10 protein-coding genes are annotated in these 13,031 nt (G+C 45.2%); 1 reads left to right on the top strand and 9 read right to left on the bottom strand.

Annotation, left to right across the window (positions count from 1 at the left end; genetic code table 11):
• The first annotated feature begins 8 nt into the window (after window positions 1-8).
• Window positions 9-1,646 (top strand): eicosapentaenoate synthase subunit PfaD, encoded by a 1,638-nt coding sequence (pfaD, locus tag AC3CID_RS04400; RefSeq protein ID WP_146456849.1) that lies wholly within the window; start codon window positions 9-11, stop codon window positions 1,644-1,646.
• Between the two features lie 108 nt (window positions 1,647-1,754).
• Here pfaD and hflX read toward each other — a convergent pair whose 3' ends face one another.
• The 9 genes from hflX to AC3CID_RS04355 form a co-directional block, all read right to left on the bottom strand.
• Window positions 1,755-3,122 carry a GTPase HflX gene (hflX, locus tag AC3CID_RS04395; protein WP_017073597.1) on the bottom strand — a complete coding sequence of 456 codons (1,368 nt, stop codon included), beginning with the start codon at window positions 3,120-3,122 and terminating at the stop codon, window positions 1,755-1,757.
• A 286-nt stretch (window positions 3,123-3,408) separates the two neighbouring features.
• A complete protein-coding gene (locus tag AC3CID_RS04390; RefSeq protein ID WP_146456852.1) occupies window positions 3,409-4,521 on the bottom strand; it encodes an ABC transporter ATP-binding protein in 1,113 nt (370 codons plus the stop codon).
• Window positions 4,522-4,527: 6 nt separating this feature from the next.
• A complete protein-coding gene (locus tag AC3CID_RS04385; RefSeq protein ID WP_004736059.1) occupies window positions 4,528-5,385 on the bottom strand; it encodes a carbohydrate ABC transporter permease in 858 nt (285 codons plus the stop codon).
• Complete coding sequence (locus AC3CID_RS04380) at window positions 5,382-6,320, bottom strand: carbohydrate ABC transporter permease (protein WP_099166264.1); 939 nt, start codon at window positions 6,318-6,320, stop codon at window positions 5,382-5,384. Before AC3CID_RS04380 ends, AC3CID_RS04385 begins: the two co-directional genes overlap by 4 nt.
• 181 nt (window positions 6,321-6,501) lie before the next feature.
• A complete protein-coding gene (locus AC3CID_RS04375) occupies window positions 6,502-7,749 on the bottom strand; it encodes an ABC transporter substrate-binding protein (protein ID WP_146456854.1) in 1,248 nt (415 codons plus the stop codon).
• A gap of 110 nt (window positions 7,750-7,859) precedes the next feature.
• The gene (locus AC3CID_RS04370; protein ID WP_146456856.1) at window positions 7,860-9,305 is read right to left on the bottom strand and encodes an ATP-binding protein; all 1,446 of its coding nucleotides are present in this window, start codon (window positions 9,303-9,305) and stop codon (window positions 7,860-7,862) included.
• Window positions 9,306-9,364: 59 nt separating this feature from the next.
• Entirely contained in the window at window positions 9,365-10,093 is a 729-nt protein-coding gene (locus tag AC3CID_RS04365) for a response regulator (RefSeq protein ID WP_146456858.1), read from the bottom strand.
• 157 nt (window positions 10,094-10,250) lie between these two features.
• Window positions 10,251-11,708, bottom strand: a complete 1,458-nt coding sequence (locus tag AC3CID_RS04360; protein ID WP_146456860.1) for a protein adenylyltransferase SelO — start codon at window positions 11,706-11,708, stop codon at window positions 10,251-10,253.
• 562 nt (window positions 11,709-12,270) lie between these two features.
• Entirely contained in the window at window positions 12,271-12,912 is a 642-nt protein-coding gene (locus tag AC3CID_RS04355; RefSeq protein ID WP_146456862.1) for a LysE family translocator, read from the bottom strand.
• Between the last annotated feature and the right edge of the window lie 119 nt (window positions 12,913-13,031).

Genomic DNA, 13,031 nt, shown 5'->3' with positions numbered 1-13,031 from the left:
AATTTAGTATGACAACTCAAACTACAATCAATAACGAAAAGCTATCTCCGTGGCCTTGGCAGATTGAAGGGAGCACTACTCATTTCGATAACGCAGCAATGTCGACAATCTTGAAAGATTTAAGCCTTGCTTGTTACGTAGTGAACCACCCAGAAAAAGGCTTAGGCGTAAGCCAACAAGCTGAGATTACATCGGGCGATACAGCAAGCGCTGCAAACAGCCAGCCTGTTAGCGCATTTGCTCCAGCTCTTGGTACACAAAGCCTAGGCGACGAAGATTTCCGTCGCTGTCATGGCGTAAAATACGCTTACTATGCAGGTGCAATGGCAAACGGTATCTCATCAGAAGAGTTGGTGATTGCGCTTGGTCAAGCGGGTATTCTTTGTTCATTTGGCGCGGCGGGCTTAATCCCATCTCGCGTTGAGCAAGCGATCAACCGCATTCAAGCAGCACTGCCAAACGGTCCTTATGCATTTAACCTGATTCACAGCCCAAGCGAGCCAGCGTTAGAACGTGGCAGTGTAGAGCTGTTTTTGAAGCACCAAGTGAAAACGGTTGAGGCTTCAGCATTCTTAGGTTTAACACCGCAAATCGTTCACTACCGTGCAGCAGGCCTTAGTCGCGATGCACAAGGTGAGATTCAGATTGGCAACAAGGTTATTGCCAAGGTAAGCCGTACTGAAGTTGCAAGTAAGTTCATGCAGCCTGCTCCTGTGAAAATGCTGCAAGCTTTGGTTGATGAAGGTCGAATCACAGCAGAACAAATGGAACTGGCACAGTTGGTTCCTATGGCTGATGACATTACTGCAGAAGCCGATTCTGGTGGTCACACCGATAACCGTCCACTGGTTACCCTACTGCCAACGATTCTGGCCCTGAAAGAGCAAATCCAAGCACAGTACCAATTCAAAACTCCGCTACGTGTCGGTTGTGGTGGTGGCGTAGGTACGCCTGACGCTGCTCTAGCGACGTTTAACATGGGCGCGGCTTACATTGTTACTGGTTCAATCAACCAAGCGTGTATTGAGGCTGGCGCGAGCGAACACACACGTAAGCTGCTTTCGACAACTGAAATGGCTGACGTGACTATGGCACCGGCGGCCGACATGTTCGAAATGGGTGTGAAACTGCAAGTGGTTAAACGCGGCACCTTGTTCCCAATGCGTGCAAACAAGCTATATGAGCTATACACGCGCTACGATTCAATTGAAGCGATTCCAGCAGAAGAACGCCTGAAGTTAGAGAAGCAAGTATTCCGTTCAACACTGGATGACATTTGGGCAGGAACTGTGACGCACTTTAACGAGCGCGACCCTAAACAGATCGAACGTGCTGAAGGCAACCCGAAGCGTAAGATGGCGTTGATCTTCCGTTGGTACTTAGGGCTTTCTAGCCGTTGGTCAAACACAGGTGAACAAGGTCGTGAAATGGATTACCAAGTATGGGCAGGCCCTGCACTTGGCGCATTCAACGCATGGGCAAAAGACAGCTACTTAGACGATTACCAACAGCGTAATGCCGTTGATCTAGCAAAACACCTAATGCATGGCGCAGCCTACTTGGCTCGCGTTAACTTGCTGACCTCACAAGGCATCAAGCTTGATCCAGAGCTAGCACGTTGGAAGCCAACTCAAAGAATGGCTTAAGTAACTCATGACTTAGCTAAACTTAAATTAGCTAGGCTCAACGAATAAAAAAAGCGACCACTTAGGTCGCTTTTTCTTTAGGTGTTCTTATCTAAATTTGATAGACGATTAAGAGTTTTGCATACGCTTTTTCAGTCGCGCTAAATCAATAGCGCTTGAACGAACCGTTAATTTGATGTGTTCGTAATCGTACTCTTCTTTAACCACACTCATGTTTGAGCGAATCTCACCGATGATGCCTTGTCCAGAATAAGGGATAGTGATCTCTTCTTCGATCATGCCTTCTTCAGCAACACCAACGATGTACTTGTGCAGTTTCGTGATATCTAACGGATCACGAGTCGACGTTAGCATTGCATCTGGGAATTCTTCGATCAGCTCTAATTGCTGTTCTTCAGTCAATCTATCGCACTTATTCAGCACTAATAGTTTTTCGCTACCTTCAACGCCCACTTGTGCTAATACGTCGTGTACGACATCAAGCTGAGCTCGGAACGAAACGTCAGAAGCATCAACCACATACAAAAGCAGTGAAGCATCATGCGCTTCTGCTAGCGTTGAGTGGAATGAAGCAACCAGATCATGTGGCAGTTTCTTGATGAAACCAACCGTGTCTGAAACCAAGATACGTGGCTGAGTAATTGGCTGAAGTGCACGAACCGTAGTATCTAGCGTTGCGAACAGTTTATCTTCACCCACCACTTCGGTTGCGGTCATTGCACGCATCATCGAAGACTTACCGGCATTGGTGTAGCCAACTAAAGCAACAGTGAAAAGCTCCGCGCGCCTTGTGCGTCTGGTCTTCATTTCATCTTGTACGCTTACTAGCTCACGCTTAAGCGCAGCAATTTGGTCACGTACGTTACGACGGTCTAGCTCTAGTGAAGTTTCACCTGCGCCCTGACCCATTTGACGCTCTTTATCACCCTCAGCCGTTTCACGCAGTCGTGGAACTAAATAGTTTAGACGAGCGATATCAACTTGCAGACGAGCAGTACGAGTACGAGCGTGACGGCTGAAGATTTCGATGATGATGCCAGTACGGTCAAATACTTCCACACCCAAACTCGCCTCAACAGTACGCATTTGAGATGGACTTAAATCACAGTCAAATACCACAACATCAGCGGCACCGTATTGGAAGTTGCCCGTTGGAAGATCATCAAAATCTAGCTCATCGATTTCAGAACTAAAATCAAACGACTCATCAATAAAATCTTCATCTTCAGCTTCTTCAATAGAGCCTTGGTAACCAGTTAGATGTGCAATTTCGGCAAGCTTACCTGCACCCAACACATTCTGTCGTTGAGATGAATTATGGTGTTGCGATTGCGTACCAACGACTTTAAACCCTAGGGTTGACACTAAGCGAGCAAGTTCGGCAAGAGACTCTTTTGCTTCGTCACCTTTAAAATCCGGTGTCGTAATAGAAATAAGTAAAGCGTTATTCGCCGCTGGTTTTGCTGTTAGTTTCATGTATTCTTCTGTTTATGCACCAAAGTGCAACCTAGTTTTTGATCTAAAGTAGTGTGATCCTACGCGTTTCTACGTCAGCTTTATAGAGCTAAGGGATACTAAATCACGATATTATTGCAGTAGAAGCATATATATCGTTTACCCCTCTGTTTTTATAAGGAATAAAAAGCAAGTATAGACAACGAAAAAGACAGCATCACATTACTTATTACTAGTTGGTGATACTGCCTTTAATTTAGACATGAACTTTGATTGTTAAACTAACTCAGCAACTAGAAGTTAGAAGTTAGAAATCGATTCTCGCTTCGGTTTGAGCATCGAAGAATACCGCCTTTGATAAATCAAAATGAAGTGGTGCCATTTGCCCAACGGAAACTTCAAATTCTGGCGATAAACGACACGCGACTTCTTGGTCGTTCACTTTAACCATTGCGATGGTATCTGGCCCTGTTGGCTCCAACACTTCCAATTGCAGATCTAGCTTTGTGGTTGCCGACACATCATCACCTTCTTGCTCAGTAATATGTTCAGGACGTAACCCAATGACCAATTCCTTGCCATCTTGGTCACGCATGCTCTGTGGCAATCGAATGTGGTGTTCTTGTTCGGCAGTACCCACCACTTTGATGATCGGGTTTTGCTCATCATCAAGATCCACCATGGTCTTAATGAAATTCATAGAAGGTGAACCCATAAAGCCCGCCACAAACATATTGTTTGGCTTGGTATAGATCTCTTGAGGTGTACCTAACTGCTGCAGTTCACCGTCTTTCATTACTGCGATGCGATCCGCCAGAGTCATTGCTTCGATCTGATCATGAGTTACATAAACAATCGTGGTGTTGAGCTTCTGATGCAGGCGTTTAATCTGATGACGCATCTCAACACGCAGCTTGGCATCCAAGTTAGAAAGCGGCTCATCAAATAAATACAGCTTAGGACGACGAGCCAGAGCGCGGCCCATCGCGACACGTTGACGCTGGCCACCAGAAAGCTGCGATGGTTTACGATCAAGCAGCTGTTCGATTTGCAGCATTTCTGCCACTCGATTGACCTCAGCATCAATCTCTTGTTTAGGCATCTTACGAATCTTCAGACCAAAGGCGATATTGCCACGCACCGTCATGTTTGGATAAAGCGCGTAAGACTGAAACACCATCGCAATATCGCGATCTTTCGGCTCAACCTGCGCCACGTCTACACCATCAATCACTATCTCACCCGAACTAATATTCTCTAGCCCAGCGATGGTGTTCATTAAAGTGGATTTCCCACACCCCGAAGGGCCGACAAGTATCAAAAATTCCCCCGAATCGATACTGATGTCGATGCCCTTTAACGTTTCGTTGTCCGCGTTGCGATAGGTTTTACGGATCTGTTTTAAATCTAATGTTGCCATGGGTAATTATCCTTTTACTGATCCTGCCGTTAGGCCACGAACAAAATATTTTCCTGCGAAGACATACACCAACAGCGTTGGCAGTGCGGCGATTATCGCGGCAGCCATGTCGACGTTATATTCCTTAACGCCAGTACTGGTGTTAACTAAGTTGTTTAATGCCACAGTTATCGGTTGTGTATCAGAGCCCGAATACACCACCCCGAACAAGAAGTCATTCCAAATCGCGGTGAACTGCCAGATCACCGTCACCATGATAATTGGCGTTGAGATCGGTAATAAAATCTTGAAGAAGATGGTAAAGAAACCTGCACCATCGAGTTTTGCCGCCTTGATCAATTCATCAGGAATCGAGATGTAGAAGTTACGGAAAAACAGGGTCGTAAACGCCATGCCGTAGATAACGTGCACAATCACTAAGCCGATGGTTGTATTCGCTAACCCCATCTTGCCGAGCATGGTTGCCATTGGTAACAACACCACTTGGAATGGGATGAAGCAGCCAAACAACAACAAGCTAAAGAACAGGTTTGAACCTCTGAATTGCCATTTCGTCACGACATAGCCATTGAATGCACCGAGCAATGTTGAAATCGCAACCGCAGGAATCACCATTTGGAACGAGTTCCAGAAGTAGCCTTTGATGCCTTCACATTTCACACCCGTACAGGCGGTATCCCACGCTTTATACCAAGCATCGAACACCCACTCTTTCGGGAGGCTCATCAGGTTACCCGCTTTGATGTCAGGCAGAGTTTTGAATGACGTCAGCGCCATCACGAACAATGGCATTAGATAAACTAAGCAGAAGAAAAGCAGTGCTGAATAAATAAAGATTCGAGCAAAATTGATGTTATTCATCATGACTTTTTCTCCCTAAGTTCAGAGTAAAGATAAGGCACGAGAATCGCTAAGATACCGGCAAGCATCATCATGGCACTAGCAGCACCAAGGCCGATTTGTCCGCGAGTAAAGGAGTGTGCGTACATAAATAGCGCAGGAAGATCCGATGAATAACCGGGGCCACCTGCAGTCATTGCGGTCACAAGGTCGAAGCTCTTAATCGCAATGTGCGACGTAATGATCACCGCACTGAAAACCACAGGGCGCAAGCAAGGCAGAATGATTTTGAGATAGATGGTCGGTAAGCTTGCCCCATCAATTTGCGCCGCTTTGATAATTGAAGAATCGATACCACGCAGACCCGCTAAGAACATCGCCATCACAAACCCTGAAGACTGCCAAAGCGCCGCGATAACCAAGGTATAGACCGACATTTCAGAGTCGACTAGCCAATCAAATTTGAAGTCAGTAAATCCCCAATCTTGCATCAGTTTTTCAATGCCAAGACCCGGATTAAGAATCCATTTCCACGCCGTACCCGTCACGATGAATGACAACGCCATTGGGTATAAATAGATGGTACGAATAGCGCCTTCTTGGCGGATATTCTGGTCAAGCAATACAGCTAAACCAACACCAAGCAAGATGGCAATCGCCATGAATAGAAAACCAAACAAACCGAGGTTGGTGATTGAGGTAATCCAGCGATCGTTGTCCATCAGCTTTTCATATTGGGTTAAACCAACGAAGTTAAAGCTCGGCAGAAATCGAGAGTTGGTGAACGACAACGCTGCCGTCCAAAAAATGTAGCCGTAGATACACACCACGGTCACTAACGCGGTGGGCGCCAGTACTATTTTAGGTAACCAATGTTGCAACCTGTCAGCAAAACTTGGTTTCGGTGCAGGCTGGCTCCTTGTGGGTTTTGGAGTCGACTCAGTCAAAACATGCTCCATAACTTATCCTTGTTGCACAATCGAACCAATGGCTTACCTCTCGGTACCACATCAGCATCACGCATATCAGAATTGGGAGTGAAGAGTAGATAGGCTCCCTACGAGCCTACCCACCCTGGGGGTTCGATAAAGCAACACAACCCGTCACTCACGTGCGTTGTGTGTCACTTATCAAGTTAGATTAGATAGCCGCTTTCACTGCTTTTGCTAACTTAGCTGCCGCTTGTTTAGGATCGGCATCTTTCTCGTTGAAGAAGTTGGTCACTACGTCATAGATAGCGCCTTGAGCGTAGCTTGTTGTCGCTAGGCCGTGAGCCATACTCGGAACAAGATCGCCCGATTCAGCACTCGCTTTGAAGGTAGCCATTGAATCCAACGCACATTGGTCGAACTTAGACATGTCCATATCTAGACGTACAGGGATAGAACCTTTGTTAAGGTTGAAGACTTCTTGGAAATCTTTGGTAAGAATGGTTTTTGCTAGATCTTGCTGCGCTTTTTGGTTCTCTTTGTCACTTAACTCAAAGAACGCAAAGCTATCGATATTGAAGGTAAATTGGCCGTCAGTACCTGGAGCTGGTGCACAGATGTAATCTTTACCCGACACTTTGCCTGCCGCAGTAAATTCACCTTTCGCCCAGTCACCCATGATCTGCATCGCTGCTTCGCCATTGATAACCATTGAAGTTGCGACGTTCCAATCACGACCTGGAGAGTTGCTGTCGATGTAGTCACGCATCTTTTTGAACTTGGTGAATACTTCCACCATTTTGTCACCAGATAGTACGTCCATATCAAGTTCTACGAACGCTTTGTTGTAATCTTCACTGCCTAGTACGTCGAGAGCCACTGCTTCGAATACCGTCGCGTCTTGCCAAGGTTGACCACCGTGAGCAAGTGGAATGAAGCCGGCCGCTTTAATCTTGTCTGCAGCAACAAAGAACTCATCTAATGTAGTCGGAACCGTAACGCCTGATTTTTCTAAAACAACAGGGTTAGCCCAAAGCCAGTTAACACGGTGAACGTTGACAGGAACCGCGACATATTCACCATCCCACTTCATCACTTTAGTCACTACTTCTGGTAGTAGTTCATCCCACTGTTCTTGTTTCGCAGTTGCATCGAGAGACGTTAGAAAACCTAAACCACCCCACTCTTGAATATCATGACCTTTAATCTGCGCAGCAGATGGAGGATTGCCCGATACTGCTCGCGTTTTCAAAACAGTCATCGCACTTTCACCGCCGCCACCAGCAACAGCAAAATCTTTCCAAGTATGGCCTTGTTCTTCAATCATCTCTTTCAGTACCGCTGCGGATTTCGCTTCGCCACCGGCAGTCCACCAGTGAAGCACTTCCACTTCACCAGCTTGAGAAAATGTTGAGGCAGCAAGAAGAGATAGAGTAAGTAGGGTTTTATTGATTTTCATTATAATCTTCCATGTTTAGCGGACTCGACGTCCGGTTCAATAAAGAGTCTACTTATTCTGATTTATAAGATTGAAACAAAAGGTAAGCCCTATGTAACACAATTGTTACATTACACTTCTAAGCCTCTTGGTATATAGACTTTGGCTTCTAAGCCACCTTGAGAGGAGTTGCGAATAATGAGATCTCCGCCGTGTCCATGCAGAATATTGCGACAGATCCCGAGCCCTAAACCGTGTCCTTGGTCATCCGTAGCCAACCTAAAGTAGGGTTCGAAAACCAACTCTAACTTGTCTTCAGGGATACCTTTGCCATGGTCTTGAATCGTCACAATGACCCACACAGAATCACTGCTGATATCCACCTCAGCTGATTGTCCATATTTCACAGCATTATCGATAAGATTAGTAAGCACGCGTTTGATCGCTAGCGGTTTGGCAACAAAAGGCTCAATCACTGCAGGTTCAAACTCGACCTGAGTTTGGTATTGATTGTGTAGTTCAATCACAGAGAGCATCATCTCGTTCAGATCGATAATGGCATTATTTTCATGAAGGTCGGTGTCTCTGACCGCTTGTAATGCGCCTTTCACCATCATCTCAAGCTCATCCAAATCCTTGTTGAACTTGTCTTTCTTGACCTCACTTTCCAATAGCTCGGCTCGAAGCCTTAAACGGGTGATTGGCGTCTTCAAGTCATGAGAGATAGCAGAGAATAGGTGTTCTCGGTCAGCAACATAACGACGGATCCGCTGCTGCATGCGGTTAAAGGCTCGGGTTGCCGTGACCAGTTCAGTTGCCCCCTCCTCTTTCAATTGAGGCTGCTGAATATCCATGCTCATTTCATTAGCCGCTCTTGCCAGCTTTTTAAGAGGCCTCACTTGGCGACGAATCATCAAGTAAGTCAGCACCAGTAGAATGAGCGTTGAAGAAACTAAGAAAATCACCTGTTCTCTGCCAAGAATCGTATCGTCGAGTTTCACATATGGCGCTGGTAACAACGCGGCAATGTACACCCATTCATGACTGGCTAATTCTATTTGAACAACCAGAATTGGCGGATTAAGAGGTTCTAACGTTAACGTATGATGTGCCCACGATCGTGGGAGATCGCTTAAGTAGATGTCGTTTTTAAGCAAGCGAAGGTGTTCAGGTCGAGAGAAATCAACCCGCACTGACGCCACTTTATTGAGTTTGCTACTCAAAACACTTTCTATCGCTTCAATCGAGGCGGTTTTTAAGCGGGTATCGGGGATCGGTTCGACAATCAAAGCCTCTTTATTGAAAGAAACGAAGAAGCGCGTACCGCCCATATTGCGGATCTGATCTAATACGATATGACGATATTTAACGGGCAGAGACTGGAAGAAGGTTACCGTTGAGGCAAACATGTTCGCCATGCTCGAAGAGGCAGAACGAATCCCCTCTAATTCTTTGTGTTTGGATTCGCTATACCAAATAGACGTTGCGATCCCCTGAGCTATCACCACGGCTAACAAGGTCAGCAACAAGGTTCTTGCGACCAAGGAGTTTGGCTTTAACCGGCTCAACCAGTTCATACGAGATACTTCATACAGAATACTTCATTGGCAAGGTGTTCATTAACAACAATTGATTATTAGTGTTCATACTGAACCGGCACAGCAAGAATGTAGCCGTTGCCGCGCATGGTTTTGATGTAGTGAGGATATTTACCACTGTCGCCCAATCGGCTTCTCAGACGACTAAGTTGCACGTCAATGCCTCGTTCAAAAGGCAGCGCTTCTCGGCCTCTAGTTGCGAAAGAGATAGTATCTCGGTCGAGAACTTCGTTAGGACGAGTTAAGAACAGCATTAACAAAGAAAAGTCACTGCCCGACAAGTCCATCTCTTCTGAGTTTTCATTATGGGAGATCCGATGCGCTAGGGTATCAAGCGTCCAATCACCAAAAATAATCTGCTTTGGTAGTGCATCACTCGGCTTGTCATCCACCACTTGAACACGTCTTAATAACGCTTTGATTCGAGCCATTAACTGACGAGGGCTAAACGGCTTGGCGATGTAGTCATCGGCACCAATTTCTAAGCCGATGATCTGGTCGGTTTCATCCGAGACTGCAGTCAGCATGATGATAGGCACATTCGATTGCTTACGTACTCGTTGGCACAAGGTAAAACCATCATCACCGGGTAGCATCACATCAAGCAGAATCAGATCGGGATAACCTTGGTTTTTCAGGTGGGTCTCTAATTCAATACCATCTCCCACAGAAGAGACATCGAAACCCGATTTTGTTAGGTACTCTTCCAGCAGCTCGCGGATTTCTTGATCATCATCCACCACGAGAATTCGAGTATTTGTTGGCATCGCCCAAACCTATTAAATTTACAACTTATTCACATAGTGTATAGGCTGGCCGATTATTTGATTATTGACATGTTTGTAAAGTTAGAAGAACGAACAGATAAAGATCACATCTTAGTGACCTCTACCTGTACTTAGCGACTCAAAGAATCATCGAAGGTTAAGAGGAACAGCTGATTTCCATCGCTTTACCCCACTCAGGAGGCAACGCAGCAAGGTGTTCGTAGTCAGGGTGTTCTGCGTATGGGTCAGCCAGTACCACCATTAATGCTTCAATATCACTGCTATCACCACGCTCGGCTTTATCTATCGCAAGCTGAGCTAGGTAGTTTCTAAGGATGTATTTAGGGTTTACCTGTCTCATCTTTTCGCAGCGCTCTGTCACTGAACTGTCTTCAAGTTCGCAGCGTTGCAAATAGTTATCTACCCACAATTTTGCTGCGTCTCGATCAATAATCAGATCAATCACTTCCTGCGGCAACAAGGTATCGAGGTTCGACAGCGTTCTAAAGAACCTTGGATAATCGACTTTGTTTTGCGACATCAGCTCGAACATAGATTCAAACAAGCGAGTGTCACCTTCGTGTTTGGAAAGTAGCCCCAACTTACGACGCATCAGTTGACTGAAATAACCGTTCATTTGTGGCTCATACTGTTCGAGTGCTGCCTCAAGATCGGCTTTATCCACCAGCGGCGAAAGCGAATGAGCCAGTGCCGATAGATTCCACAATCCAATTCTAGGCTGTTGATTGAAAGCGTAACGACCTTGGTAATCCGAGTGATTACAGATCAACCTTGGGTCGTATTCATCAAGGAACGCGAATGGGCCATAATCGAAGGTTTGCCCGATAATTGACATGTTATCTGTGTTCATCACCCCATGAGCAAACCCATTGGCTTGCCACAATGCGACCATCTCAGCAGTACGATCAACAATCTCATTAAACATGGCAGCGTAGGGTTTTTCTTCATCGAGGCATTCTGGGAAGTGCCATTCGATGACTTTGTCGGCCAATAATTTATGTTCTGCCAACTGATTGGTATAAAACAGGTGTTCAAAGTGACCGAAACGAATATGCGATTCAGCAGCGCGCACCAATAATGCCCCCCACTCTTGCTTCTCACGGTAAACCGGCGTGTCACTGGTCATCATAGCCAGCGCACGTGTGGTTGGGATATTAAGCCCCGCCATTGCTTCGCTACATAGATACTCACGAACCGTCGAGCGAATAACTGCGCGGCCATCGCCCATACGTGAATATGGCGTTTTACCCGCACCTTTCAGGTGTAAATCGAACGTTTCGCCATTTTTAGCGACAATTTGCGCTAATAACAGCCCTCTTCCATCACCTAAATCAGGGTTATAAGAGCCAAACTGATGGCCTGCGTATTTCATTGCTACCGGTGAGAATTGCTCAGGTTCAACATTGCCAGATAACGTCTCAAGCAATTCCTCAGAAGCATCTTCAAATGACAGAAAGCCGAGCTCACTCGCAAGGTTATGGTTCCATGCAAGCCATTGAACATTGCTGAGCGGTGTAGGTTGAATTGGGGTATAGAACAATCGAGGTAATGCAGTAAATCGATTGTTAAATGAAATAGAATCCCAGACAGACATGAGAGGTACACTGTAGATAAAAGATAACTTAAGATTATCACAGTTTGGTAACAACTTCAGAGCAGGTTACATGTCTAGCCAGTTAAGAGAAGGCGACTTGGTTGCTTTACTAAAAGAAGAAGTTTACTCAGAGAAAATCGCTACTAACTAGAAAGTGGCTATTTAAGAGGAAGTGGATGCTAAGAAAAATAGTTCCTAGGAAAAAGCTAAGTGGCTAGCCTGATGAGAAAAGCCACATTTACGAGAGGAAGAGTTCTAACTTTGAAGACTTTTTGAAAAGTGTATTCATAATAAAAACTAAAAATATAGAGCCATAAAATGACTACATTAGAGCAAGAATACCCACAAGAGAAAGGGTAGAGAAAATCCAAGTACGACTGATTACGCCAAAATTACTGTGTTGAATCATTTCTTGATGCTGCATATGTCTCTCCTGAGAACGTGATGGTGTAACACCAATATATCGACTTTACACCGATATCAGCAAGCACATTAATATTAACCTTTTATTACAGCATCAAGAATATTCTGTAACTATTCAAGCCATCAATCACTTCATCAATTATGCTCGGGTTGTCGTCGAAAGCAGTGCTCCAGCACCAATAAATACACCACCTGTTACACGATTAAATATCTTAGCTCGACCTTTAGCGAACAACCAATTTGATGATTTAGCACCTAAATATGCGTAAACCAAGAGCCAAGACAGCTCCATCACAGCGAAGGTCAAAGCAAACACCGAAAACTGAGGAAGAAGTGCTATTGAAGGGTCAATAAACTGTGGGAACAACGCCGTAAAAAACAAGATTGCTTTCGGGTTGCTCGCGCCAACAATAAAGCCACTGAGGTAATGCTGCGCAGCACTTTCTTTAACAGATTTAGAACCGGCTTGTTGATTTGATAACTTGTCATAATCTTGTTGGTTAGATCGCAATGACTTCAAACCGAGGTAGATAAGATAGGCAGCACCTGTCCATTTAATGACATTAAACACCACCTCAGACGAAGCGATAATCACACCCAGCCCAGTAAACGATAACGTTAGAATTCCAGTAATCGCAGTTAAGCTACCCAGCGCGGTAAATATCGATAATTTAAAGCCAGACTGCACTCCCTTAGTCATGCACAACAAAGAACTCGGCCCGGGTGAAGCCGTCAGTATCAGCACCGCTAGTAAATAATAAATCCATGTATCAAAGCTCATCGCGAATTCTCCTTAACTCACTAAAACGTACAACTTTTGAACATCAATATGTAATAGCTATTCACATTAATCAACTAAATATTAAACAATATTCACTCAATCATAATGACAAAGCATTA

This window comes from Vibrio sp. QJM3NY_21 (assembly GCF_057785975.1).
The sequence above is the reverse complement of the archived record's forward strand: the minus strand, read 5'-3'. Positions and strand labels throughout refer to the sequence as shown.